Source organism: Bifidobacterium pullorum subsp. gallinarum, from assembly GCF_000741215.1.
Lineage (GTDB): Bacteria > Actinomycetota > Actinomycetes > Actinomycetales > Bifidobacteriaceae > Bifidobacterium > Bifidobacterium pullorum_B.
In genome coordinates this window covers 410,774-435,854 of sequence record NZ_JGYX01000001.1, presented here as the reverse complement: position 1 = coordinate 435,854, position 25,081 = coordinate 410,774, and the positions used below count along the sequence as shown (strand labels likewise).

At 64.7% G+C, this 25,081-nt stretch carries 20 protein-coding genes; 2 read left to right on the top strand and 18 right to left on the bottom strand.

The features are described 5' to 3' along the window. Positions 1-178 precede the first annotated feature (178 nt). Both BIGA_RS01940 and BIGA_RS01935 read right to left on the bottom strand, forming a co-directional pair. Positions 179-820: a hypothetical protein gene (locus BIGA_RS01940; protein WP_237744018.1), complete on the bottom strand. Its 642-nt coding sequence runs from the start codon at positions 818-820 to the stop codon at positions 179-181. Between the two features lie 110 nt (positions 821-930). Then, positions 931-1,929, bottom strand: coding sequence for an HhH-GPD family protein (locus BIGA_RS01935; RefSeq protein WP_033506686.1), 999 nt, complete (start codon positions 1,927-1,929; stop codon positions 931-933). 116 nt (positions 1,930-2,045) lie between these two features. On the opposite strand from BIGA_RS01935, the gene BIGA_RS01930 reads away from it, so the two are divergent. Next, positions 2,046-2,696: a tRNA (cytidine(34)-2'-O)-methyltransferase gene (locus tag BIGA_RS01930; RefSeq protein WP_081883116.1), complete on the top strand. Its 651-nt coding sequence runs from the start codon at positions 2,046-2,048 to the stop codon at positions 2,694-2,696. 139 nt (positions 2,697-2,835) lie between these two features. On the opposite strand, the gene BIGA_RS01925 is transcribed toward BIGA_RS01930, so the two are convergent. The 9 genes from BIGA_RS01925 to BIGA_RS01885 all read right to left on the bottom strand — a co-directional run bounded on the left by BIGA_RS01925 (position 2,836) and on the right by BIGA_RS01885 (position 11,802). Continuing rightward, a complete protein-coding gene (locus BIGA_RS01925; RefSeq protein ID WP_033506684.1) occupies positions 2,836-4,200 on the bottom strand; it encodes a PFL family protein in 1,365 nt (454 codons plus the stop codon). 69 nt (positions 4,201-4,269) lie between these two features. Beyond that, positions 4,270-4,542, bottom strand: a complete 273-nt coding sequence (locus tag BIGA_RS01920) for an ACT domain-containing protein (RefSeq protein ID WP_033506682.1) — start codon at positions 4,540-4,542, stop codon at positions 4,270-4,272. A gap of 68 nt (positions 4,543-4,610) precedes the next feature. Next, the gene (locus tag BIGA_RS01915) at positions 4,611-5,612 is read right to left on the bottom strand and encodes a glycosyltransferase family 2 protein (RefSeq protein WP_033506680.1); all 1,002 of its coding nucleotides are present in this window, start codon (positions 5,610-5,612) and stop codon (positions 4,611-4,613) included. Continuing rightward, positions 5,605-7,308, bottom strand: coding sequence for a glycosyltransferase family 39 protein (locus BIGA_RS08900; protein ID WP_051917002.1), 1,704 nt, complete (start codon positions 7,306-7,308; stop codon positions 5,605-5,607). Before BIGA_RS08900 ends, BIGA_RS01915 begins: the two co-directional genes overlap by 8 nt. Positions 7,309-7,407: 99 nt before the next feature. Then, complete coding sequence (locus BIGA_RS01905) at positions 7,408-7,830, bottom strand: PIN domain-containing protein (protein ID WP_033506678.1); 423 nt, start codon at positions 7,828-7,830, stop codon at positions 7,408-7,410. Continuing rightward, a complete protein-coding gene (locus tag BIGA_RS01900; RefSeq protein WP_202805495.1) occupies positions 7,824-8,141 on the bottom strand; it encodes a type II toxin-antitoxin system RelB/DinJ family antitoxin in 318 nt (105 codons plus the stop codon). Before BIGA_RS01900 ends, BIGA_RS01905 begins: the two co-directional genes overlap by 7 nt. 324 nt (positions 8,142-8,465) lie before the next feature. Then, positions 8,466-9,716, bottom strand: coding sequence for a galactokinase (gene galK / locus BIGA_RS01895; protein ID WP_033506674.1), 1,251 nt, complete (start codon positions 9,714-9,716; stop codon positions 8,466-8,468). A 26-nt stretch (positions 9,717-9,742) separates the two neighbouring features. Beyond that, on the bottom strand, positions 9,743-10,993 hold the full coding sequence (gene galT, locus BIGA_RS01890; protein WP_033506789.1) for a galactose-1-phosphate uridylyltransferase: 1,251 nt from the start codon (positions 10,991-10,993) through the stop codon (positions 9,743-9,745). A gap of 5 nt (positions 10,994-10,998) precedes the next feature. Beyond that, positions 10,999-11,802: a DeoR/GlpR family DNA-binding transcription regulator gene (locus BIGA_RS01885; protein WP_033506672.1), complete on the bottom strand. Its 804-nt coding sequence runs from the start codon at positions 11,800-11,802 to the stop codon at positions 10,999-11,001. A 197-nt stretch (positions 11,803-11,999) separates the two neighbouring features. Between BIGA_RS01885 and BIGA_RS01880 the strand changes: the two genes are divergently transcribed. Then, positions 12,000-13,148, top strand: a complete 1,149-nt coding sequence (locus BIGA_RS01880; protein WP_033506670.1) for a quinone-dependent dihydroorotate dehydrogenase — start codon at positions 12,000-12,002, stop codon at positions 13,146-13,148. 156 nt (positions 13,149-13,304) lie between these two features. Here BIGA_RS01880 and BIGA_RS01875 read toward each other — a convergent pair whose 3' ends face one another. The 7 genes from BIGA_RS01875 to BIGA_RS01845 all read right to left on the bottom strand — a co-directional run bounded on the left by BIGA_RS01875 (position 13,305) and on the right by BIGA_RS01845 (position 25,062). Then, positions 13,305-14,630 carry an NADH:flavin oxidoreductase/NADH oxidase gene (locus tag BIGA_RS01875; protein WP_033506668.1) on the bottom strand — a complete coding sequence of 442 codons (1,326 nt, stop codon included), beginning with the start codon at positions 14,628-14,630 and terminating at the stop codon, positions 13,305-13,307. Positions 14,631-14,755: 125 nt separating this feature from the next. Beyond that, positions 14,756-16,993: a transglycosylase domain-containing protein gene (locus BIGA_RS01870; protein ID WP_152595985.1), complete on the bottom strand. Its 2,238-nt coding sequence runs from the start codon at positions 16,991-16,993 to the stop codon at positions 14,756-14,758. A 256-nt stretch (positions 16,994-17,249) separates the two neighbouring features. Next, the gene (locus BIGA_RS01865; protein ID WP_193345848.1) at positions 17,250-17,969 is read right to left on the bottom strand and encodes a Crp/Fnr family transcriptional regulator; all 720 of its coding nucleotides are present in this window, start codon (positions 17,967-17,969) and stop codon (positions 17,250-17,252) included. A gap of 341 nt (positions 17,970-18,310) precedes the next feature. Further along, the gene (locus BIGA_RS01860) at positions 18,311-19,738 is read right to left on the bottom strand and encodes a lipoate--protein ligase family protein (protein WP_034259570.1); all 1,428 of its coding nucleotides are present in this window, start codon (positions 19,736-19,738) and stop codon (positions 18,311-18,313) included. A 344-nt stretch (positions 19,739-20,082) separates the two neighbouring features. Then, on the bottom strand, positions 20,083-21,123 hold the full coding sequence (locus BIGA_RS01855; RefSeq protein ID WP_033506664.1) for a 3-isopropylmalate dehydrogenase: 1,041 nt from the start codon (positions 21,121-21,123) through the stop codon (positions 20,083-20,085). 72 nt (positions 21,124-21,195) lie between these two features. Continuing rightward, positions 21,196-23,709, bottom strand: coding sequence for a S9 family peptidase (locus BIGA_RS01850; protein ID WP_033506783.1), 2,514 nt, complete (start codon positions 23,707-23,709; stop codon positions 21,196-21,198). Positions 23,710-23,841: 132 nt separating this feature from the next. Continuing rightward, entirely contained in the window at positions 23,842-25,062 is a 1,221-nt protein-coding gene (locus tag BIGA_RS01845; protein WP_152595984.1) for an App1 family protein, read from the bottom strand. Between the last annotated feature and the right edge of the window lie 19 nt (positions 25,063-25,081).

The following is a 25,081-nucleotide window of genomic DNA, read 5'->3' as shown; positions in this document are numbered from 1 at the left end:
ATGCATTATGCTACCACACCTCGACACGCCTGACAATCCAGGCGTGTCCCGTCTGAGGCGGGCGCGGTCCCACACTGCTACACCGCCGCACCGACGCGACGCACCGCGGCACCGATCCGCCGCCATACCCTTCCCGACGGCGTCATGGCGCACTGGCCCGTCGCCCGCGGCTTCTCCCCTACTGCACGACGAACGGCACCTGCTGGCTGACGACCTCCGGATGATCCTTCAGACTCAACTGCGCCACATACGTGCCCGCCCCGACCTTCGGCAGATCGGCGTCGTCCACGCACTCCGACCCGGAACGGTTCGTGTTCCATCTCATGGTCTGGATGTCCTTATCCCCCTGCGCCATCATCAGCATGCGGGATTCGACCGGGCAGGAATCGGACCGCCAGACCTGGTCATCCCCGGAGGTGATCGTCAGCACGCGATTCGCATCCGACCCATCGATCAGACAGCTGACCGTGCCGCTGTACACGATGCCGGCGGCGAAATCGATCGACCCGCCCACGGGAACGGTCTGGGCCGTGGTGGACAACTCCAGGGAGATGCTGTCCTCCACGCAATCGCGCACACCGGTGCTGGGCGTGGGATCGGGCACGGCCTTGCGCGTGATGCCCACGTCATGGCCCGCCACCAATGCCCCCACAGCGAACGCGCCGCGGCCGATGCTGTACACGCAGAACCCGGCCAACGCCAGTACCAGCACCAGCACGACGCCGACTACTATACGACGCCTCCGATAGATACGGCGCTGCTTCTCGCTCAGTTTGCGTTTGCGCCGCTTACCGGTGCGCGCTGGTGTACGTGTGGCCATAACACATTAGTCTAAAGGGGGCATGCGCACCACAGCGACGTTCCCGCCCGTCATCGCCATTTTCACACCATACTGATACGTCACTGATACGTCCGATGCCGTTTCCTCCCTCACTGCGGCAGGCGCAGCGAGCCGTCGGGCAGCATGTCCAGCAGACCGTCCTCGTCCAACGAGGCGATGCAGGCATCCAGCTGCACATGATCCGGCCACAACTGTTCGATTTGCGATCTCGGCACGGCACCCGGCGCGCCCGTTTCGAGCCGGCCGTCCGCCACACCACGCGACGCCTGTGCGGCGGCCTGCCGCAAGGCGTTCAGGATAATGCCCCGCACCTGACGGTCCGTGCCCTGGAACCGTTGGCGCGGCCGGGTGCGCCGCTCCCCCAGCCCGGGAAGCCCCGCCGACAGGAACGCGCACTCGCCCCGCAACGGGCAGTCGCCGCACTGCGGCGCCTTGGCCGTACAGACCGTGGCCCCCAACTCCATAACCGCCTGGTTCCATATCACCGACGAACCCGAAGCATCCCGCTCCGGCATCTCCTCAGGCAGCACGCACCAGGCTAATTCGCGCTCGGTCCGGGAGGCCGCGCCCCCGCGCGACTCCACACCGAGGAAGACCCTGCTCAGCACGCGGCGGATATTCGTATCGATAACTGCAACGCGCTCGCCGAAGGCGAAGCTCAGCACGGCGGAGGCCGTGTAGTCGCCCACGCCGGGCAACACCACCAACTCCTCATATGTATGGGGCAGCTCGTTGGCGTATTCCTCGGCCACCACACGGGCGCACTCCTGCAACCGCAACGCCCGCCGCGGATAGCCAAGCCGTCCCCAGGCGGTGATCACTTCGGCGGTGGAGGCCTCGGCGAGCGTCGCCGCGTCCGGCCAGACGGCCATCCAGGACTCCCAATACGGCACCACACGGCTCATCTGCGTCTGCTGGCTCATCACCTCGGAGACCATCACGCCCCATGGCGTGGTACGGCCGAATCGCCACGGCAAGTCGCGCGCGTTCAGTTCCCACCACGCGGCCAGATGACGGCATGCCGCCGTGGCGCTGACGTGCAGCCGCTCTTCACGTTCGATTTCTTCAGGCACTCCACCATTGTGCATGACACTCCGCCTACCACGCCATGTGTTCGCTTCCCTGGCAGGAAACTGCATGACTATATGCGACTGTATGAGAGCCGCCCACGGCCTGTCGGCTCGCGTCCCTAATGTTGGCAATCATGACGAACGAAGCAGCGAACCCGCAGGCCCCGGAGGCGCAGGTCGAGCAGATGTACGAGTACGGCTACCGGAAATCGAACTACGGACCGGACGAGCTGGTGACCGACGCGCACGGCAATCCGATTAGCGTGGTGGACGCCATGCTCTCGGCCGAGGCAGCCGCCCAGGCGGAGACCGTGACCCCGCACCTGTGCTACTACTCACCGCGCATCCCGGGCAACACCGGTTCGGCGATCCGCCTGTGCGCGGTGACCGGCACGATCCTGCATCTGGTGGAGCCGTTGGGCTTCAACCTGCATGACACGAAGCTGCGCCGCGCCGGGTTGGATTATCACGACATGGCGCATGTGGTCATGCACCCGAACTTCGAGAATCTGGTGGAGTCGATGCCGAACTCGCGCATCATCGCGTTCACGGCGCATGCCACCAAGCTGTATACCGAGATCGAATACAAGCCGACCGACATCCTGCTGTTCGGCCCGGAGCCGGGCGACATCCCGGATCCGGTGGACATCATGTTCGGCCCGCATGTGGCCGAGCAGGTCCGTCTGCCGATGCGCCCGAGCCTGCGTAGCCTGAACCTGACGAACTGCGCCTCGATTGCGATCTATGAGGCCTGGCGTCAGCTGAACTTCGAGGGCGGCAAGTAAGTAGAAGCAGGCCGTATCGCCGGCCGCTCCGTCCGGCGAGGGAAAGACATCGATAACAACGCAGCCCCCTCATTGGAGGGGGCTGGACAGCGATTGTGAACGGCCGACCCGAATCGGAGGGAGCCGCCGTCACTGCCGACTAGTTCTTGAAGCTGTGGATCGGCGCGGGGATGCGGCCGCCGCGGGTCACGAAGGCCTCGCAGCTGGTCTGGTTGACCGGCATAATCGGCGCGTAGCCCATCAGGCCGCCGAATTCCGCCGAATCGCCCACGCCCTTGCCGTACACCGGGATGATGCGCACGGCCGTGGTCTTCTGGTTGACCATGCCGATGGCCGCCTCATCGGCGATGATGCCGGAGATCGTGGCCGCGGTGGTGTCGCCGGGGATGGCGATCATGTCCAGGCCGACCGAGCACACGCAGGTCATGGCTTCAAGCTTCTCGATGGTGAGGCACCCGGCGCCGGCCGCATCGATCATGTTCTTGTCCTCGGAGACCGGGATGAACGCGCCCGACAGGCCGCCCACGTACGAGGACGCCATGATGCCGCCCTTCTTGACCTGGTCGTTGAGCATCGCGAGCGCCGCGGTGGTGCCGGGGGCGCCGACCTGCTCCAGGCCGATCTTCTCCAGCACCTCGCCGACCGAATCGCCGACGGCCGGGGTGGGTGCCAGCGACAGGTCGATGATGCCGAACGGGATGCCGAGCCGGCGCGACGCCTCCTGCGCCACAAGCTGGCCGACGCGCGTGATCTTGAACGCGGTGCGCTTGATCGTCTCGCACAGGAATTCGAAGTCGCGGCCCTTGGTCTCATCGAGCGCGCGGGAGACCACGCCGGGGCCGGAGACGCCGACGTTGATTACCGCGTCACCCTCGGTGACGCCGTGGAAGCCGCCGGCCATGAACGGGTTGTCATCCGGGGCGTTGCAGAACGCCACGAACTTGACGCAGCCGTAGCTGTCATTGTCGCGCGTGTTGTAGGCGATGTCCTTGATGATGTGGCCGAGCAGTTCGACGGCGTTCATGTCGATGCCGGTTTTGGTGGAACCGACGTTGACCGACGAACAGACGATGTCGGTTTCGCTCAACGCCTGCGGCAGCGAGCGGATGAGCATCTCCTCGGCCGGAGTCATGGATTTGGAGACGAGCGCCGAGTAGCCGCCGATCAGGTCCACGCCGACCTGCTTGGCCGCGCGGTCGAGCGCGTGCGCGAGTTTGACGAAGTCCTCGGAGGACTTGCAGGCGCTGGCGCCGACGAGCGAGATCGGGGTGACGGTGATGCGCTTGTTGACGATCGGGATGCCGTAGTCGCGTTCGATGGCCTCGCCGGTGGCGACCAGATCCTTGGCGTAGGTGGTGATCTTGCGATAGATGTTATCGGCGACCACGTCCACGTCGGCGTCGGCGCAGTCGAGCAGCGAGATGCCCATCGTGATGGTGCGGACGTCGAGCTTCTCCTGCTCGATCATCTGATTGGTCTCGTGGACCTCCATGATGTTCAGCATGTGCATGTTCCCTTCGGTGCGATCTTCGGATTGGATGGGTGCGTGGCGAACTGCTGGGCAGGACAGTCGTCAGACGCGGTGCATCTTGGTGAAGATCTCCTCGCGCTGGCAGCGGATCTTGACGCCGATCTGCTCGCCGAGGGCGTCCAGGTCGGTGACCATCGTGCCGAACTCCGTGTCGACGTTCGCATAGTCGACGATCATCATCATGTTGAAGAAGCCGTCGATGATGGTCTGCGAGATGTCGAGCACGTTGACATGGTGCTCGGCCAGATACGTGCAGACGCGGGCGATGATGCCGACGGTGTCCTGGCCGACGACGGTGATGATGGCCTTGTTCATGCGATGGTCTCCCTAGTTCTTGCGAGATGCCGTTTGATTGGATGCCCCCAGTATAGGGTCTGCCGGCGTCAAGCCTCGGCGGATGAACCGCCCTCCTCACGCACCACATATTCCGGGCGATGCTTGGTCTCAATGTAGGTCTTCGCCAGATACTGGCCGATAATCCCCAGACACATCAGCTGCAAACCGCCGATGAACGTCACGATGCACGCCAGCGAAGGCCAGCCGGCCACCGGATCGCCATACGCCAACGCCCGCACCGCAATGAAACAGGTCGTCGCGAACGCCACGACGCACAACAACAAGCCGACCCACGAGGCGATCGATAGCGGCACCGTCGAACAGGAGGTGATCCCCTCCACGGCGTACATGGCCAACCGCCAGAAATTCCAGTTCGTCCGTCCGGCCGCCCGGGACACATTGGGATAGTCGATCCAGACGGTACGGAATCCGACCCAGCCATACAACCCCTTGGTGAAACGGTTGCGTTCCGGCATCGACAGAATCGCGTCGACGACGATACGACGCATCATCCGAAAATCACGGGCACCGGACGGTACCGGAACCGCGGACACACCGTTGAGCATCCGATAGAACAGTCGGGAGAACAGTGAGCGAATCGGCGGTTCGCCCCGGCGAGACACACGACGGGCCGCCACACAATCCACATCACGATTCGTCATCAGCGTGCGTACCATGTCGGGGATCAGCGCGGGTGGGTCCTGCATGTCGGCATCCATCGTCACGACCAGATCGCCGGTCGAACGGCGCAAACCGGCCAGAAGCGCCGCTTCCTTACCGAAATTACGGGAAAACGACACCCACCGAACAATCAGCTTGCCGCCACATTCGCCGCCCATCGACTCGCCGATCCGCTTCATCTCGGCAAGCGTGCCGTCGGATGAGCCGTCATCGACCAACACCAGTTCCACCCGCATGCCGTCATACGTTTCGAACAACTCACTCGCCACGCCAACAATCGCCTTGGAGAACAACGGCAGGCATTCCTCTTCGTTATGGCAAGGCACCACCACCGACAACAACTGCGATTCGCATCCTGGTTCACTCATCGGAATCCCCCATCCCATGCGCTGCCGGCGCGCCGTGACCGGCTGCCGTGCCGAATCCGACCGGCCCGTCCACCTCGTACCACCCAATCACCCAATATTCCCAATCCCACGGATGCAGATATGTGTGTTCGTCGATCTTGCGCAGCCCCGGCATGGCATCGATATCAGCAAGCGCATGATCATTGGGCTTTGCGGTGCGCACGAATATCACCTCATCCGCATCGCCGACGGCCCGCTTCCAGTCATCGGCGACACGCAAACTGGTATCGAACGCGGCCAGGGCGCCTTGGTCCCACCACGCCCGTTCGGTCCATGAACAGTACACGTTGTCCAGTTCCGGGTGGGTGACGGACAGCACGCCCATCGCCCGAGGCGTGTCCGACAGTACGGCAACATGCCCCCGCACCGCCGCCACAGTGCGTTCGATATCATGTATCGGCTCGGCATTCCGTGGACTCAACGACCGCCCCGCCAACGCACCGGTGTTCACTACGGCGCACACCGCCAACAGAATCGCCAGTGCCGCGACCAGCCGTCGCACCGCGGACCTCGCTACGGAACCTTCCCACACTGCTGTGATAACGATCGCCAGAGCGACCAGCGGCGCGGTCAACGCGACCACGAGATACCTGTACAACAACACATCCTGCTGCAGAACCACGGACGCCACACCGGCGAACGCCAGCAATCCGACATACACGGCCACGCCGCAGATTACGACAAAACGACGATCCGCCCCCAGCAGAGGACGGCGCTCCGACTGGCCTTGATCCGCGCGTTGCCTACGCCACAGCACCGCCACAGCAATACCGCCGACCGTCAGCACCGCGCAAAGCATGCCTCCCAACCACATCGGCGCTCCGGCGATCGCCATCGGGTACCCCCACACCTCAATCAACGACTGCGGAAAACTGAACGTAATCCAGTACCCACCCGACACACGGGACACCTGGCTGAACATCACGATCAGCCACGGCGCATACAACGCCACCTGTGCCACAGCCTGCACGACGAATGCCATCACCAGCGAACGCCGCCGATTCCGGCAGCAGACGACCAGAACGATGACATTGATCAGGAAATCGGTGACTGCGGCGTAGTAATGCAGGTAGGCGCCGCATACGCCGGCAAGCGCGAACGCCGCCCAGCTGAACAGCTGCGGAGAGCGGCCGCGTCTGGCGGTCAGACAGATCGACATCGCCGCCATGAAACACGCGGTCATTGCGAACACGGCCCACGAGTACATGCGGATCTGCACCGCCATCTGTCCGAGAAACGGACAACAACAGACCAGCAGCGCGAACACATATCCGGCACGAGCCCCAAACATCCGTCGCAATGCCATAGCTCCGACCGCCGCAGCCAACCAGATGCCGACCACCGACAGTATGCGGTATGCGACGAAGTTCCCGCCGAACACCGCCCGCACCACGGCCAACAGCATGTAGTAGCCAATCGGATGCACATCCTGCGCGCCAAGCGTCCAGATATCGCGCGGATTGTGTCCGACCAGCGCCACCGAATAGCTCTCGTCGTACCACAGCGCGTCACTGAACGCTGGAATCAGCGGCAGCAGTCCGGAGACGACGGCGCACACCTCCAGCGGGATCGCCCCTCCCCCGGACTTCGCGTGCACTGGGCGCATGATGCGTTCAACGATATGCCGCTGCGGCTGTGTTTCGGTTTGTCCGCCCATTAATCCCTCACATAGATCGCGCCGAACGCCCCAACAACATACGGCTTCCGGCGGAACTTCCTTCAGCCAGTGTATCCGCAGGGAACGTCAACAGCAACGCTACAGCATCGCCTCCAGACACTCCCTCGCGGTTTTGCGGGGAATGGACGAACCCGCAAACGCCGCGCCGTCACGGGAGACGATCACATCAACCCCGGCATCTTCGGCCACGGCACGAATCAGACCGTCCTCGAAATCCGGCTCGTCCGATGCCAGCGAACGACGCGCATGACGCGGCAACAGCGGCCGTACGTCGAACAGCTCCATCAGTTTGCCCACATACTGCCGAGCCTGCCTCTCACTACCATAATGGCGACGCAGCACGTAATACACGTCGTTGAGCGAGGCGACGCACACCATCATCTCCACGTCCCCTCTGCGCACACAACGGCCCAGCAAATCCAAAGAATCCTGATGGAACGGCGCCCTGTTCGCATTACACAGGTCCAACAGGATATTGGTATCGAACAACAGCTTCACCATGGTTCACCCGCCTTGCGCAGACGTTCCTGTTCGACGATTTCCTCATCAGACAGGCCACCCTCCACTGCGGGCAGCTCGGCGTTGGCGAACATTTCGATGATCGCCAATTTGCACTCCATCTCCCGCCGACGCACCAGGTCCAACGTAATCCGTTCGAATTCCGGCAGCTCGCCGGTATCCGCCAGGTAATTCGTCAGATCGCGAATCACGTCGGAATATGTCAGACCGTGCCGCTTGAGCACTGCCTCCGCTTCACGTTTGCGCTCCGCATCCACGCGGGCCGTCACCATCGCCATCGTCACAGCAATCACCCCACACAGTATTGTAATACGTGTAATACACCAGAATATCACCTGACGATTCACAACGCGTCGGCGGCACAGGCCGCATCGCCGCAGCCGCAGACTCGGACGCAAGCGCGGACTCAGACGGCACACATCCACGAGCCCAGGGCACAACACATACGAAAACGACTGGGGAAGGACCTTATCAGACCCTTCCCCAGTCGCATACTTCAGCGCAAAAGCCGCGGAAACCCGAGGAACATCACGGGATTCCGTCAATCCGCAAACCTTGAGACGGCGGCCCGTGATCCCCGTGGAATCCCGTGGACTCCTCGGGATACCGGGTGGAACTCAGTCCTCTCGGCTGGCGGATGCGGAGGCGACGGCGGCGAGCGCGCGCGGCGCGTGGAAGCCGCGGGCCTCGAACTCGTCGGCGATCAGCTGGGCCACTTCGCGGCCGCGGCCCTTGTCGACCAGGGCGATGATCGAGCCGCCGAAGCCGCCGCCCGTCATACGGGCGCCATACGCGCCGTTGGCGCGGGCCACGTCCACGGCCACGTCGAGTTCGGGCACGGTGACCTCATAGTCGTCGCGCAGCGAGTCGTGCGAGGCATTGAACAGGCGGCCGGATTCGGCGATGTCGCCGGCGGCGAACGCCTTGACGAACTCGTCGACGCGGCCGATCTCGGTGATGACGTGCCGCACGCGCTTCTTCATCGTCTCGTCGTTCAGGCAGTTGAGCACCGCGGCGAGCGAACCCTCCGGATCCGTGGAGTAGGCGACCGCCTCGGCCACGGCGCGCAGATGCTCGTAGCCGAGCAGTTCCGCGGCCTGCTCGCAGGTGCGGCGGCGCTGCTCGTACTGGCCGTCATTGAGCTGGTGGTGCGCCTGGGTGTCGACCACCAGCAGCTCCAGGCCGTACTTGTCCAGGTCGAACTCCTGCTGGGAGACGCTGTCCACGGCGCTCAGGCCCGGCATGCAGTCCAGGCGGATCGCGTGGCCGGCGGTGCAGCGCATCGAAGCGTTCTGGTCCAGGCCGCCGGTGGAGGCGCCGGCCATATCGTTCTCCGATTTGATGGCCATATTAATCAGCGTGACGCGCCCCTCGTCGGTGGCCCCGTAGCCCAGGCCGTACACGTCGTCCAGCGCGAGCGCGGTGGAGCAGGTCATGGCGGCGGAGGAGCTCAGGCCGGAGCCGAGCGGCACGCAGGAGACGAACGCAGCGTCGAAACCGCGCACCTGGTCGAATCCGGCCTCGCGCATGGCCCAGGCCACACCGGTCGGATAGGCGGCCCAGCCGTCCACGCCGCGGGCCTGAAGGCCGTCGAGCTCGGCTTCGGCCACAGCGGTCGGGTTCACGTCGGAGACGAGGCGGACCGCGGTGTCCTCGCGCGGCTTCAGGGCCAGGAAGGTGCGGTGCGGCAGCGCGATCGGCAGGCACAGGCCCGCGTTGTAATCGGTGTGCTCGCCGATCAGGTTCACGCGGCCCGGCGCGGCCCACACACCGGCCGGTTCCTCGCCGAAGGTGGCGCGGAACAGTTCGGTGGCCCGGGCGACGCCGTCGTCATGGCTGATCGGTTCGATGAATTCAACGGAAGTCATGTGGGTTGTTCCCTTTCACTCGCGGATCAGTCGGCGATGTCGATCGGACCGAGCTCATGGAAGCGCTGGGCGATGAGTTCGGGGGTGGTGTCGGAGATCCAGGCGGCCATGCCGGATTCGGAGCCGGCCAGGTACTTGATCTTGTTGGCGGCGCGACGGAACGAGAAGAACTGCAGGTTCAGGCGGTAGTGCTCGCGGCGGGCGTCGTGGATCGGGGCCTGGTGCCAGGCGGCGATGTACGGCAGATCCATGCCCAGGCCGTCGCCCTTGTCGAAGAACGCATTGCCGCGCTTGAGGAGGGCGGAGTACATCTCGGCCAGATCCCAGCGCTCCTGGTCGTCCAGCTGATCCAGGGTGAGCACGTCGCGCACCGGGGCCACATGCACCTCCAGAGGCCAGCGGGCGGCGGCCGGCACGTAGGCCACCCAGCTGTGGTTGCGCAGCACGATGCGCTCCTCGGCCTCGATCTCGGCGTTCATAATGTCCTTCAGGAGGTTGCCGCCCGTCTTCTCGAAGTAGGCTTCGGTGTGCTGCAGCTCGGCCTCCATCTTCGGGGCGATGAACGGGTAGCAGTACACCTGGCCGTGCGGGTGGGCCAGCGAGACGCCGATCTCCTGGCCGTGGTTCTCGAACGGGAAGATCTGCTCGATGCCCTCCATCGTGGAGATTTCGGCGGTGCGGAAGGCCCAGGCCTCCACCACGGTGCGCAGGCGCTTGACCGGCAGGTTGGCGGGCAGGCCGTCCTCATCGGGGTCAAAACAGATGACCTCGCAACGGCCGGCTGCCATCTTCTTCTCCCACAGCGGGTTGCCGTCCACGTATTCCACGGCGTCGGAACGGCCGGGCACACGGACCATCGAGGGGAAGCGGTTCTCGAATACCACCACGTTGTAGTCGGTGTCCGGCACCTCGCCGTCCTGGTACGGATCGCCCGGCTTGCGCGCGGCGAGCGGGTTGCCCTTGGCGGTGGCGCCGGGGCCGGCGGTGATCGGGCGGTTCATGCGGGCAGTGGCCATCGGGATCCAGTCGCCGGTCAGCGGGTCGCGGCGCATCTCCGGGGCCGCGTACGGCACCTCCTCGCCGGCCGCGTTCAGCTGGTTGGCGAAGCGGTACGCCAGCTGACGCGGATCGTTGAGCTCACGCGTCTTCGCACTGCTCACATATTCCGGATCATCATCCAGATAGAAGAAATCACGACCGTCCGCCAGCGTGGTCGGCGTGATGCGAATGTTCTCCGCGGCGTAGGGACCGGGAGTGTAATTCGCGTATTCACTCATGGTGATCACTCACTTTCCTCGGTAGGTTCGCTCTGGTGGGCCAGAACGAGTTCTTTTACCAAATCCCTGGTTTTGGCGACGGAGTCGGGGTCCAGCCCGTCGTCGGTGATGACCGTGTCCACCTGGTCGAAGCGCGCGAACAGCGACAGGGAGGTGCTGCTCCACTTGGTGTGGTCGGTCAGGATGATGGTGCGGTCGGCGATGTCCATCATGGCCATGTCGGTGGCGGCCTCCAGCGAGTTCGGCATCAGGAAGCCGCGCGGCACGGATACCGAATGGGTGCCCAGGAACACGGTGTTCACGCGCAGGGAGGCGATGACCTTGTCCGCGATGGGCCCGACCAGCGAGTTCGAGCGGGTGATGACGCCGCCAGTGACGATGACCTCGACGTCCTTGGACTCCAGCGCCTGCACGAGCTCGGCGACCGGGATGGAGTTGGTCAGGATGGTGATGCCGCTGGCCTGTTGCGATTCGAGCAGGTGCTGCGCGAAGACATACGCCGTGGTGCCGCCGCCGATGGCGATGACGTCGCCCGGGGCCACATAGGCGACCGCCTCCCGTGCGATGGCGTCCTTGAGGCCGACATCCATCTGCGACTTGACGGAGAACAGCGGCTCGCTGAGCAGGGTGCTGGTCGTCACGGCGCCTCCATGCACACGCTTGAGCAGACCCTTGTCGGCGAGTTCGGCGATATCACGGCGAATGGTCATCGCGGAGACACCCAGCTCCTTGGATAGCGCGGTGATGCGCACGGCGCCTCTGGTGCGCAACCGGCTCAGGATCAGATGCTGTCGTTGCGATGAAATCATGTGAACATTATCGCACATCTTCACCCAAAACAACAACTTTTGACCGCAAAAATCACATCACGACACGCCGAAATTATCACAAATATCGAAAAATCAACCAAAATCGAACATTCCTCGGACTGTCGGACGAACCACCGCCCGACGCGCGATTCCGGCACCCCGCGCCGCATGCCCACCGCCAGTGACACAATGGATGCATGACCTACGTTTCCGAGAGCTTCTGGCACGACGCCGTCAACAAAGCCACCACCGACCTGTTCACGTTCGGATACAAGCACATCGTCAAACCGAACTTCGTGTTCAACCACACCCCGGACGTGGCGCACGACCAGATGATCGAGTTCTGCCGCGTCACCGGCAACATCCCGCCGCTGATGTGGCTGCTGCGCGAGATGCTGAACTACACCGACCCGGTGCTCGAAACCTCGGTGATGGGCGTGGACTTCGCCAACCCGTTCGGCCTGTCCGCCGGCCTGGACAAGAACTGCGATATGCCGGTGCTGATGGACAACGCCGGCTTCGGGTTCGAAACCGTCGGCTCGACCACCTCCCGCCCCTGCGCCGGCAACCCGAAGCCGTGGTTCCACCGCCTGCCCGAATACGATTCGATGATGGTGCACGTGGGTCTGGCCAACGACGGCAGCGACAAGGTGATCGCCCGCGCCGAGCAGGCCTGGACCAAGGCCCGGTCCCTGCAGGTCTCCGTCTCCATCGCCCGCACCAATGACGACCTGGCCGGGGACATCGACGAAGGCATCGAGGACTACCGCATCTCGCTGGAACGGGCGGCCGGACGCAGCGCCATGGTGGAGATCAACGTCTCCTGCCCCAACACCCGCGCCGGAGAGCCGTTCACCGAAAGCCCCGAGAACCTCGACCGCCTGTTCTCCGTGCTGGACACGGTGGACCGCCCGCAGCCCACGCTGGTCAAGATGCCTCTGAACAAGAGCTGGGAGGAGTTCCGCGACCTGCTGGCCGTGCTGGCCGAGCACAACGTGCAGGGCGTCAGCATCGCCAACCTGCAGAAGGACCGCACCGGGCTGGAGATCCCCCGCGATTGGGAGGGCGGCCTGTCCGGCGGGCCGACCTACCGTGCCAGCAACGAGCTGGTCCGCCGCACCTACCGCGAGTTCGGGGACAGGTTCGCCATCGCCGGCATCGGCGGCGTGTTCACCCCGGAGCAGGCCTACGCCAAGATTCGCAGCGGCGCCAGCCTGGTCATGTTCATCAGCTCGCTGATGTACCGCGGCCCGCAGCAGATCACCGTGCTCAAGCGCGGTCTGGCCAGCCTGCTCAAGCGCGACGGCTTCGCGCACGTCTCCGAGGCCGTAGGCATCGACGCCTGAGGACCACGACAAACGCGGCAAACACGCCCGTTTACCACATCATGCGAGGGTGTGTCGTCACAGACCATTGACGACACACCCTCAACCGTCTTCCCAGGAGTGCGTGTCGTCACGCGATGATGACGACACGCGCTTCAACGAGCGCGGCGCAGCACGTCAGTAGGCGCCGCGGATGTACTGATCCGGATACGGCAGATCGGCCGGGGCAAGCCCCAGCTTGTGGGCGGCGCGCATCGGCCATGCGGGATCGCGCAGCGCGGCGCGCCCGATCTCAATGGCGTCGGCCTGCTCCGCCCGCAGGATCTTCTCGGCCTGCTTCGGCTTGGTGATCAACCCCACCGCCGTGGTCGGCACACCGGCCTGGGCACGCACCTGGGCCGCGAACGGCACCTGATAGTTCGGTTTGACCGGAATCGTGACATCCGGCACAATGCCGCCGGTCGAGACATCGACCAGATCCACACCGTGATCCTTCAGCACGCGCGACGCCGCAACCGTCTGACCCAGATCCCAGCCTCCGGCCGCCCAGTCCGTGGCGGAGATGCGCACCAGCAACGGCATGTCCTGCGGGATCGTGGCACGGACCGCGTCCACGATCTCCACCAGGAACCGCATGCGTCCGTTCAGGTCACCGCCATACTCATCGGTACGCTCGTTGACCAGCGGATCGAGGAACTGCGAGATCAGATACCCATGCGCGGCGTGGATCTCGACGGCCTGGAACCCGGCGGCCACCGCGCGCCCGGCGGCTGCGGCGAACTGGCCCACAATCGCATGGATCTCATCCACGCTCAGTTCGCGCGGCGCGGCATAGGAGCCATAGGCGTTGGGGCTGGGCGCCACGGTCTGCCACCCGCCCTCCTCAACCGGCACGCTCGCACCGTCATGGCCGACGCCGAAGCAGCCCGTAGATCCCTTGCGCCCGGCGTGGTTGAGCTGCACGGCCATGGCCGCGCCCGCATCCTTGACGCCCTGCACGATCCAACGCCAGGCCTCGATCTGCGAATCCTCCCATAGCCCCACGTCCTTGGGGCTGATGCGTCCTTCGGGGCATACGGCGGTGGCCTCGGCAATGATCAGACCGAAGCCGCCGAGGGCGCGGGACACGTAATGCTGGTAGTGGAACGGCGTCGGTTTGCCGTCCCGGGCGTACGCCGAATACATATCCATCGGGGGCAGCCACACGCGGTTGCGCACGGTCAGGCCACGCAGCTGCATCGGTGTGAACAGCAGCGGGCGCTTGCCCCGCGGCTTGGCCGACGCGGCGGCCTTCTTCTCCGCCTTCCCAGCCTTCTCGGCCTTGCGCTCCCGGCCGGCATCCTTGGCGTTCTTGCCGGCCTTGTTCTTGCCGGCTTTGCCCGCCTTGGCGGGCTTCTTCGACGAGCGTTCCTCCTCGTCGCGAATCAGCTCGGTCTCGTGGCGGTTCTCCTTGGAGAATCCACGGAAGTCGAAGTTGTCATGGGTCAGATCGTCCTGCATCATCCTGCCTCCCTTGTGCGATGATGTCACCTATTGTATGCGGGGATATGCGGAACGCCCGCCGAATGTCGGCGGGCGTTCCAAACTACGTAACCCGAACCGTGCGCTACCACGGCCGCAGAGCGGGGCTACTGGCCCTCCTGGTTCTGGTTCTGCGCCTGTTGTCCGTTCTGCGTGGTCTGGTTGCTCTGGTTGTTTTGGTTGTTCGTGGTGGCCCGCACCCCCGAAGCGGTCAGGTACTTTTGCGCCGGATTGCCATAGTTGTTGTCGATCGGGGCGTTGATGGCGTTCAGATACGTGTTCATGAACTGCTTCCACGCCGGGGTGGCGATGTACATGCCGAACCATTCGGAGCGGTACACGCCGTTGATGGTCTTGTTGTCGAACGTATTGTGGGTCGGATCCTGGGCGTCGCCGACGGCCACGAACGCGGACACCACGTTCGGCACGAAGCCGGCGGTCAGCATGTACGTGTTCTCGTTCGTACCGGTTTTGGCGAAGGTCTTGCGCCCGTTGTCCAGCTGGGTCGTCGCCGCCTCGCCTCCGGCGGTCACGACGCCCTGGTTGAGCGCGTACGCGGTGGTCTGTGCGATCTCCGGATCGATGGCCTGATGGCAGTCGGCCTGCGGGACGTCGATCTCGTCACCGTTCTTGTCGGTCACGCGGGTCATGGCGATCGGCGTGCAGGCCACGCCGTTCGCGCCCAGGGTGGCGTAGACGTTGGCCATGGTCAGCGGGGACGCCTGCACGGCGCCAATGGTCATCGGGGCGTTAAACGAGTTGCTCGAATACACGTCCATGGCGGACGACGGTGCATTGTGGTATCCGAGGGCGGTGGCCGCGTCGGCGATCGCGCACAACCCGATCTGCGAGGCCATGGACGCCTGCGTGGTGTTGTGCGAACGGATCAGGCCTTGCAGCGGGGTCTCCGGGTTCACGGTGCCGCCGCCAGAGTTCTCGACCTTCCAGTTGGTGTTGGCGAACGTGTAGTTGCCGCAGTTGAAGTTGCTCAGCGGGTACGACGTGGACGTGCGCAGGCTTTCGTTGATCGAACGGCCCTGCTGCATCCAGGCCACCATGTTGATCGGCTTCCAGGTGGAGCCGACCTGCACGCCCCAGCCGCCGCCGTCGACCTGGTCGACCATGTAGTTCATCGAGGTCTTGGTCTGGTCACTGGCCGCCGCATCGGTGGCGTCATACGTGCGGTTGATGCCGAAGCCGAGCACCTCGCCGGTGCCGGGCTTGATGGCCGCGATCATGACCTCCATGCCGGAGGGGTCGGAAGCCGGGATTGTGTCGTTCGCCGCCTGCATGGCCGCGTTGTTGGCGTTCACGTCCATGGTGGTGTAGATGTCCAGACCACCCTCGTTCAGCAGCTTCTGACGGTCCGCCTCGGTTTCGCCGAACTCCTCGGAGTTGAGGATCTTGGTGGTCACGTACGAGCAGAAGAACGCCGCGTTGCCGGCCGACTGGCAGCCCTGGTTCACCGATTGGATATTGAGCGTATCCACCAGCGGGATGTTCACCGCCTCGTCATACTCGGCCTGCTCGATCAGGCCCTGGTCCAGCATGAGCTTGAGCACGATGTTGCGCTCATTCTCCGAATCCTCCTGGTTCTCGGGGATCGAGGGGTCCAGGCCCGCGGGGTTCTTGGTGATGGCGGCGATGGTGGCCGACTGCACCAGGTTCAGATCCTTGGCGTGCACGTTGAAGTACCGCTGCGCCGCGGTCTCCACGCCATACAGATTGTTGGATCCGAACTGGGCGATGTTCAGATACCCCTGCAGGATCTCCGGCTTGGAGTACATCTTCTCCATCTGCACGGCGATCAGCATCTCGCGTAGCTTACGGGCGATCGTGCTCTCCTGAGCATGGTATTCCGCGATCGGATCGTTGTCCTCGCGCGCCTGCACCATCAGCACGTTCTTGACGTACTGCTGGGTCAGCGACGAACCGCCCTGCATATCGCGCTTGAGCACATACGTCTGTATGAACGCGCGCATGACGCCCTGCACGTCAACGCCGGAATGCTCGAAGAAGCGGCGGTCCTCACGGGCCACAATCGCCTTCTGCATGTATTCGGACACGTCCTTGATCGGCACCACAACACGGTTCTGCGAATAGAACGTGGCGATCAGCGAACCGTCCGACGCATACATGCGCGACTGCTGCGGCAGGCTCGTCACATCGAAATCAATCCCCTCCACCTGCAGGGAAGGAATCACGGCCTTCGCCACGGTGTTGGCGCCGAACACGGCCGGCACGAACAGCAGGCTCGCCACAACGCCGCCGGTGACGCACAGCACGATATAGGCGAGCACCAGCGAGAGGGCACGACGGATGGTCATTGATTTCTTCTTCGGCATGGTGCCCATTCTAAAGAGGTCCCTCTACCTCGCCCCGCCCCGTCCACGTCCGTTGCCATTTCATCACAACTGGCCGAAATGTCTGGAAAATGACTGAAAAACAGCCCAACGAATCCGACATGCGCGGCGGCATCCGGACAGGGGCGGATCCCCCACTGCCCCGAACGCGCCATACCGGCGCCCCGGCCGTCGGCTCGTCGCCGATGCGCCGGGCATCGGACCGGGTCCGCCACAGGGCGACCACCAGCCGAACCGGTTACCGGCGCGAACGACGAATCAGCATACCCGGCTGATAGATGACGATCGACCGCCCCTCACGCGCGATCCACCCACGGTTCGAGAAATCCATCAACGCCTTGTTCACGGTCTCCCGTGACGAGCCGACCAGCTGGGCCAGCTCCTCCTGCGTCAGATCGTGCGGCACCTTCAGACCGGCCTCCACCGGCTCACCGAACCGCGACGCCAGATCCAGCAACGTCTTGGCCAAACGGGCGGGTACGTCCATGAACACCAGGTCGGTGATGCGCTCGTTGTTGCTGCGCATCCGGTTCGCCAATACCTGCAGCATGTCCACGGCCACACGCGGGTACCTGTCCAGCCACGCGAACAACGCGTCATGTTCCAGCCACACCACGCGGGTGCCGTTCACCATCGCCACCGCGGAGGCGGTTCGAGGGCCGCCGGCCGGGTCGAACACCGGGATCTCGCCCAGCACCTCGCCGCGCGCGTGGATGCTCAGCAGCTGCACCCGACCGTCGTTGGACTCGCGCGTCAGCTTCACACGCCCCTTCTCCAACAACCCCATGCGATGATCGGTGTCCCCCTGCGTGAAGATGTGCTCGCCCTTGTCATACACCGATTCGTGGAGCGTGGGCAGCAGCTCCTCCGCCTGTTCCGGAGAGACCTGCTTGAACAACGCCGTATGCAGCAACGTGTTCTCGTCATTGGGGATCGCGTTCGGTGTCGCCATTGCCAGTCGCTCCTCCTGCCCGTTATTGTGCCGGCTCACGATCAGCCCAATGGTATGCCGGCGACGATTGTCCTCATTCGCCTTGCCCAATATTGTAGCCCCATCCGCCCACCCCACCCGCGTAAATTGGTCAACAGTTGAAAAAGCCGCGGACAGAAGGACGTGCACGACCGCCATCCCCAACTGTGGAAAACACTGCGGAAGCAGGGCCGTTTACGCGCATAAGTCAACAGTTGAAAAGACGACGGACAAAAGTATGCCCAACCTCCATCCCCAACTGTTGAAAGAGCTGCGGAAAATGGCCAATCTGCGCGTATAGGTTAACAGTTGAGAAGTTGACGGACGGGTTAGCTGTTAGCGGGAAGGAACTGTCCTAAGGACCTGGACAAGGCACGGATCAGGCTGTCCCGCCCCATGCCTTGCAGTGGGGGCTGCATGCCCAGCGGTGCCACCCGCTTGGACGCCGAACGCACGGCCTTGTCGGACAGTTTCTCCGGGGAGGTGTTCAGCAGCCCGGCCATCAGCGCACCGTCCAGTTCATACGCCAGCGTGGTGTGGTGCAGCACCGCACCCGGACCGTCACTGTCCGGTGGAGCGGGAAACCGCCGTTGCGCCGCCCCTCCCGCCTTCCCCCACTGCGCGGGATCCTGTCCACCCACCGTGTCGCGGCAGGTGTCATCGGCCACCGCTATATCGTTCAGCCCCTGGAACCGGGCGTCGACCCCCAACCCCCGTAGGGCGTCGATCAGCCAGCTGTCGCACAACCGGTAGGCCTCCGCCGCATCCAGGCCGTCCACGAACCATTGCGGCGCGTACAGCGAATAGGTGATCGCCCCTCCCGGCTGGACCACCATCGTGCCGCCACCCGTGCACCGGCGGACCACCGTGAACCCCAGTCGTTCCGCCTCGTCCACATGAACCTCGTCGGGTATCGACTGGAACCGTCCGACCACCACCGCGGGCGACGACCATTCCCAGAACCGCAGGCTGGCCGGCCGTTCCCCCGCCGCCACCTCGCGCGCCCATTGCTCGTCAATCGCCATCTGCTCGACGGGGCTGCGGGGCACGTCGTGAATGACAACCGGCGCAAGCCTGCGCCAACGGTCAAGCCAGTCCGATGACCAGCCGGCATGTGGTGCGGGACGATGACCGCACAAGCCGTATGACGCCGCACCCGCCAGAGGACCAGTCTCGGCAACGGCGTCGGCCACCATATCGTTCGGCGGCACGTCCGCCAGTTGAGAGCCCGCCAGCATCCCCGTCTTGGTGACGGCATCGTTCACCGTGCCGTTCAATCCCACCGCAAAGGCAGCCGATTCGTCACCGATGCCCATCGCCCGGGACAAAGCCCGCGCCATCGCCTCAGCATCGGTGCCGACCATCCGCACCCCGTCATGCTGCGCACAAGCCTGCAGCAGCCGATCACACCAGTCGGCGATATCGATAGCATCCGCCACGGCATCGGCGCGCACTCCATCATCGTGTGCCTTGGGGCGCGCAGCCCGCTCCTGCGCATCCGCATGTTCCCGCGCGGCGGGCGCCGGCAGCGCGCTCCCATCGCCATCCTGTGCGCCTGTCCTACCGACAGACGCCTCCCGGGCGCATGCCAACAGCGTGCGTTCAAGGTCATCCAGCAGCAGTGGGGCGCCATCGCCGTCGATGAAGAAGTCGCCGTCCAGCCGGCATGCGACCGGCAGCCCCGATTGGTCGGTCTGCACGGTCACGGCAACGAGTTTCCCGCCGGGCGTCTTGACCGCTCCACGCCGCATACCCATGGCACCCCCTAGTAATCCGTGGCCTCGGCGTGGTACGGAATCGACAGGAGGTCTCTCCGAAGACTCCGTACCGTACCACGTGGCGGCCCTCAGCCCGCAAATGGCTTGTTTTCAACGTTCTGTTCCGTACCACACGGGCGTGGTACGGTACGGAGCCAGTATAAAACGTTTCTCCAGATTGGGTACCCCATAGGGGTGGGTATGCGACCCGAAGCAACATCGATTCGGCGTTCCGCACCATCGACGGGTCAGACCGGCCCAGCCATACGACCCATACGACAATGCGCCGCGTCCATATTGGCACGCGGCGCATGATTGCAAACTTATATGGCGGTCCCGTGGCGTTACAGGCGCGCCAGGATGTCGCGGCCGATCTCGTCGGTGCTGCGCGGCGTGGAGCCGAGCTCGGCGATGTCCGCCTCGACCGCGGCGTCGATGCGCGCCGCGTCCTCGTCGAATCCGAGATGGCGCAGCAGCATGGCGGCGGAGAGGATGGCGGCCGTCGGGTTGGCGATGCCCTTGCCGGCGATGTCCGGGGCCGAGCCATGGATCGGCTCGAACATGGACGGGAACTCGTTGCACGCGTTGATGCAGCCGGACGCCGAATAGCCGACGCCGCCGACCACGGCGCCCGCCTCGTCGGTCAGGATGTCGCCGAAAAGGTTGTCGGTCAGGATCACGTCGAAGCGCGAGGGGTCGGAGACCATGTAGATGGTGGCCGCGTCGATATGGCAGTAGTCGTGCGAGACCTCGGGGTACTCCCGGCCCACGCGGTCCACGATGCGCTGCCACATGTCGCCCGCGTTGACGAGCACGTTCTTCTTGTGCACGAGGGTCACATGCTTGCGGCGCTTCATGGCCAGGTCGAAGGCGTAGCGCACCACGCGCTCCACGCCGTAGGCGGTGTTGATCGAGACCTCGGTGGCTACTTCGGCCGGGGTGTCGCGGCGAACCGCGCCGCCCGCGCCGCAGTACAGGCCTTCGGTGCCCTCGCGCACGACCACGAAGTCGATCTCGCCCGGAGTGGCGAGCGGCGAGGTGACGCCCTTATACAGCTTGGAGGGGCGCAGGTTCACGTACTGGTCGAGTTCGAAGCGCAGGCGCAGCAGCAGGCCACGCTCCAGGATGCCGGCCTTAATGCGCGGGTCGCCGACCGCGCCGAGCAGGATCGCGTCGGTGGTCTTGATGCGTTCGAGTTCCTCGTCCGGCAGGATCGCACCGTCACGCAGGTAACGCTCGGCGCCCAGATCGAAGTTCTCGTATTCGAAATCCGCCGCGCCCTGCACCGCCTGTTCAAGCGCCTTCTGCGCCCAGGGGGTGACTTCCTTGCCGATGCCATCGCCGGGGATGACGGCGATGCGATACTTCGTTGTTGTTTCGCTCATAGTGAGCGACACTACCCCGGTTGCGGGCAGGCCGTCCCGAACGGTTCAGCAAGTGGACAGGGCACCCTGCCCTTACGCCACACCCATGGTCCGCAGGCACCAGGCGTTCTCGAACGAGACCTCCTTCCACTGCTTGTACCGTCCGGTGGTGCCGCCGTGCCCCGCCTCGACCTCGATCTTGGCGATGACGTCCACGCCGGCCGCCTGCAGCCGCGCCATCCATTTGAGCGGCTCGACGACCAGCACGCGCGTATCGTTCATCGACGTGGTGATCAGGATCTTCGGGAAGTGGGCCACACGCGGGTCGTCGGGCGATTCCGGCGCGTTCTCATACGGCGTGTACGACTTCATGTACCGGTAGACCTCTGGATCGTGCAGCGGGTCGCCCCATTCGTCCCATTCGGTGACGGTCAGCGGCAGCGAGGGGTCCAGGATGGAGGTCAGCGCATCCACGAACGGCACATCCGCCTCGATGCCGGAGAAGCGCTCGGGGGCCAGATTCGCCACGGCGCCCATCAGCAGGCCGCCCGCCGACCCGCCGACGGCCACGGTGCGCTCGGGGTCGGCGAGTCCCGCGTCCTGCAGGGCGGCCACCGCGTCCACGAAATCCTCGAAGCTGTGGCGTTTGGACAGTCGACGCCCCTGCTCATACCAGGCGCGCCCCATCTCGCCGCCGCCGCGGATATGCGGCACCGCATAGAGCACGCCGCGGTCGAGCATGCTAAGCCGGGCCACGGAGAACCCGGGATCGGAGCTGATCTCATACGCGCCGTAGCCGGTGACGAACATCGGCAGATGGTCGAGCGTCACGCCACGCCGCCAGACCAGGGAGACGGGGATGCGTTCGCCGTCCCGCGCCGTGATCCACATGCGGCGTTCCATATAGTTGCATGGGTCGAAGTCGCCGAGAACGCGCGCCCGTTTGAGCAGCAGGTCCTCGCCGGTGACCGGGTCGAACTCGTGCAGCTCGCCCGGGCGCGTGTAGCCGGAGAACGTGTAGCGCATGCGCGGCGCCTCGTATGTCGGGTTGCCGCCCGCGGCGATGGTGTACAGGCGTCGCGTGACATCGGGCAGCCCGTCTTCGGACGAACCGGACGAATCGGATGCGTCGGCCGAATCGGACGGACTGGATGCCCCGGATGGATCGGACGGACTGTGCTGCGTGAAACATCCCGTGAAACATGTGTCGGAGTCCAAGGAATCGGAGTTTCCCGCAGGGGCCGCAACACCGGAATCGGGGACATCCCAATCGCCTTCGAGCGCGGGCGGCAGCAGCTCGCGGAACCGCCACGGGCGGCCGGCCAGGAAGTCCTCGGCGGCGTCCCGCTTGGTCATGACGCCCAGATGCGTCATGCCGTCCGCCCGGTAGCTGAGCGCCACATAGTGCCGGTGCAGGGCAATGCCCTCGATGCCCAGGCCGCGCGCCCCCTGCAGAATCGCCGGGTTCGAGGGGTTGCGGTAGGCGGTGCCGATCGGCTTGGCCGAAGCCCCGGGCTCGACGCGGTCCCCCTGCTCGCACCCGTACGGCGAGCCCTGCGCGATGCATACGCCCTCGCCGAGCCGGTACGGCGGTTCATGCAACCGCATATCGATCACGTCGATCTCGAAATTCGGATTGAACGCGTTGTGGTACACCACCGCCAACGGGATATCGGCGCCGTCCTCCCCCGCGCCTTCAAACCGGGCGAAGCTGACGTCGTATTCGATATCCGGTTCGCGCGGGATGAACGCCCGGAATTCGCCCTCCGGGGTTTCGGCTGGCAGCATGAGCACCTCGGTGGTGGTTTTGGAACCGGTGCCGATGACGATGTTGCGCTCGTCGAAGCTCAGTCCCACGCCGAGCCAGAACCGTTCGTCGTGTTCCCGGAACACCTCCACGTCGTCGGATACCAGCGTGCCGACCTTGTGCCGGCGCACCGCACAGGGCCGCCATGCGTCGTCGAGCACGGTGTAGAACACCCACTGCGCGTCCGGCGTGATGCACGCGCCGGCGATGCCTTCAAGCACCTCGGGCAGCTCCGTGCCGCTCTGCAGGTCCCGGATGCGGAAGTCATAGCGCTCATCGCCGCGGGTGTCGACGCCGTAGAGCATCCATCGGCCGTCGCGGCTCAGGTCCATACCGCCGACCTGGAAGAAGTCGTGCCCTTCGGCCTCCCGGTTCGTGTCGAACACCACCTGTTCGCCGGGCATCGAGCCGGGTTCGCTCAGCGGATCGATCCGGGGCGGGGTCCAGTCGTCCTCACCGCGGATCGGCAGGCGGCACTGCACCGCATACTGCGACCCTTCGCGCGTACGCGTGAAATACCAGTAGCCGTCCATGCGCGTGGGCACGGACATGTCGGTCTGTTGGATGCGGGAGGTCAGTTCGTTGAACAGCGTGTCACGCAGGGGGCCGAGCGCGGCGGTGCACTGTTCGCCGTACGCGTTCTGGGCGGCCACGTAGTCGCGGACTTCGGCGCTGTCCTTGTTCTTCATCCAGGCATACGGGTCGAGGAAGGTGTCGCCGTGGTGCGTGCGTGCGACGGGCTCGCGGCGGGCGATCGGCGGCATGGAGGCGACGTTCTCCGACGATACGCCGCGTTCCATGGTCGCATGCACTGCGGGGCCGTCCGGGTATGGCATGGTCTGCGCGGTTTCGTTCACGGCCGCGGAGGCGGCACCCTGCTGCTCTTGAATCATGCAGGCGATTATATGCGCAGCCGTGCCATGCCGCGGCCGTTATGCGAACCGCTCGAGGTACGGGAGCATGGTTTTCATCAGATTCGCGCCGGTGGTGCCGGTGAAGACGGGAACATCGGTGACGGGCATCGGCTGGGTGGCGGAGACCCCGGCCACCGAGCCGAGCGGCGAGGCCTCGCGTGGGGAGAGCTGGCGGATGCCGATGGCGATGACGCGGCCCGGATACCGGCGGGCGATGGTGGCGTAGGTGGTCGGATCCTTCTGCCCGTCGTCGCCGATGAGGATGAATTTCATATCCGGGAAGTCGCCCATGAGCTGTTCCGCGAATTCGAGTTTATGCTGCACGCCGGTTGGGATGAAGGTCTTGGGGCGCGGGTCCAGGTCCCGCAGCAGCAATGGTCCGGCGGGGAATCCGTGGTCGTTGATGAAATGCCGGATCGAACTTTCCACGTTCCACGGCGAGGTGGACAGGTAGAAGAACGGCGCCTCCGGGAACAGCGCGGCGAGCTTGGTGAACAGCACGCTCATGCCGGGCACCGACGCGCGCTTCTTCGGATTGGCGAACAGCACGTTGTAGGCAGCCTTCCACAACGTGGGCACCTGCGTGATCATGATGGTGTCGTCCACGTCGGAGATGATGCCGACCTTGGAGCCGCTGGGGATGGTGAACAGGTTGGCGGTGACCGGTTTGCGGCGGTCGACCCGGTAGGAGACGCGGTGGATGCCCGGGGTGAGGCGATGCTCGGCGACGAGGTCGAGGTAACCGGCGGAGTCGGATACCGCGTACTCGGCGGTCTGCCGGCGCTTGGCGTCCGGTTTGTCGTAGGATTCGGAGGTGCCGACCTGCACAGTTTCCAGCGGTGTGCCGTCGATGGCCACGCGCACGCGGCGGTGGGGCGCGGGGATGGCCAGCATGCCCCAGATGCCGCGGATGCGGGCGCCGGGCCGGTGGTGCTCCGGGGCGTACACGGTCCGGCAGATCAGGCGGGAGTAAGCTTCGGTGCCGTATCCGACGTAGGGTTCGATCTGGTCGTACCAGCCGAGTTGTTCGACGACCGGTGTGGAGACCCTCATCCACAGGTTGAAGACGGTGCTCACGGCACGGCGGAACAGGCGGACCAGCGGCGGCTTGGCCTCGATGCGCTCATGTTTGGAGGCGGAGTCGAACGTCGTGACGACGCGCCGCGCCGGAATCGGCACGGTGGGCATATCATCCGTGGGTTGATGGACCTGCGGCGATGTCCGACGTGAATCACTCATAGATTCACTATACCCACAC

Coding starts and splice junctions, on each gene's coding strand:
- BIGA_RS01885 (WP_033506672.1), bottom strand. CDS start 11,802: ATGATTTCATCGCAACGACAGCATCTGATCCTGAGCCGGTTGCGCACC.
- BIGA_RS01845 (WP_152595984.1), bottom strand. CDS start 25,062: ATGAGTGATTCACGTCGGACATCGCCGCAGGTCCATCAACCCACGGAT.
- BIGA_RS01920 (WP_033506682.1), bottom strand. CDS start 4,542: ATGAACAAGGCCATCATCACCGTCGTCGGCCAGGACACCGTCGGCATC.
- BIGA_RS01855 (WP_033506664.1), bottom strand. CDS start 21,123: ATGAGCGAAACAACAACGAAGTATCGCATCGCCGTCATCCCCGGCGAT.
- BIGA_RS01860 (WP_034259570.1), bottom strand. CDS start 19,738: ATGGGTATGCGGCGTGGAGCGGTCAAGACGCCCGGCGGGAAACTCGTT.
- BIGA_RS01925 (WP_033506684.1), bottom strand. CDS start 4,200: ATGCTGAACATCATGGAGGTCCACGAGACCAATCAGATGATCGAGCAG.
- BIGA_RS01880 (WP_033506670.1), top strand. CDS start 12,000: ATGACCTACGTTTCCGAGAGCTTCTGGCACGACGCCGTCAACAAAGCC.
- BIGA_RS01850 (WP_033506783.1), bottom strand. CDS start 23,709: ATGGAACGCGGCGTATCGTCGGAGAACGTCGCCTCCATGCCGCCGATC.
- galK (WP_033506674.1), bottom strand. CDS start 9,716: ATGACTTCCGTTGAATTCATCGAACCGATCAGCCATGACGACGGCGTC.
- BIGA_RS01870 (WP_152595985.1), bottom strand. CDS start 16,993: ATGCCGAAGAAGAAATCAATGACCATCCGTCGTGCCCTCTCGCTGGTG.
- BIGA_RS01915 (WP_033506680.1), bottom strand. CDS start 5,612: ATGAGTGAACCAGGATGCGAATCGCAGTTGTTGTCGGTGGTGGTGCCT.
- BIGA_RS01905 (WP_033506678.1), bottom strand. CDS start 7,830: ATGGTGAAGCTGTTGTTCGATACCAATATCCTGTTGGACCTGTGTAAT.
- BIGA_RS01935 (WP_033506686.1), bottom strand. CDS start 1,929: ATGCACAATGGTGGAGTGCCTGAAGAAATCGAACGTGAAGAGCGGCTG.
- BIGA_RS01875 (WP_033506668.1), bottom strand. CDS start 14,630: ATGATGCAGGACGATCTGACCCATGACAACTTCGACTTCCGTGGATTC.
- BIGA_RS01930 (WP_081883116.1), top strand. CDS start 2,046: ATGACGAACGAAGCAGCGAACCCGCAGGCCCCGGAGGCGCAGGTCGAG.
- BIGA_RS08900 (WP_051917002.1), bottom strand. CDS start 7,308: ATGGGCGGACAAACCGAAACACAGCCGCAGCGGCATATCGTTGAACGC.
- BIGA_RS01940 (WP_237744018.1), bottom strand. CDS start 820: ATGGCCACACGTACACCAGCGCGCACCGGTAAGCGGCGCAAACGCAAA.
- galT (WP_033506789.1), bottom strand. CDS start 10,993: ATGAGTGAATACGCGAATTACACTCCCGGTCCCTACGCCGCGGAGAAC.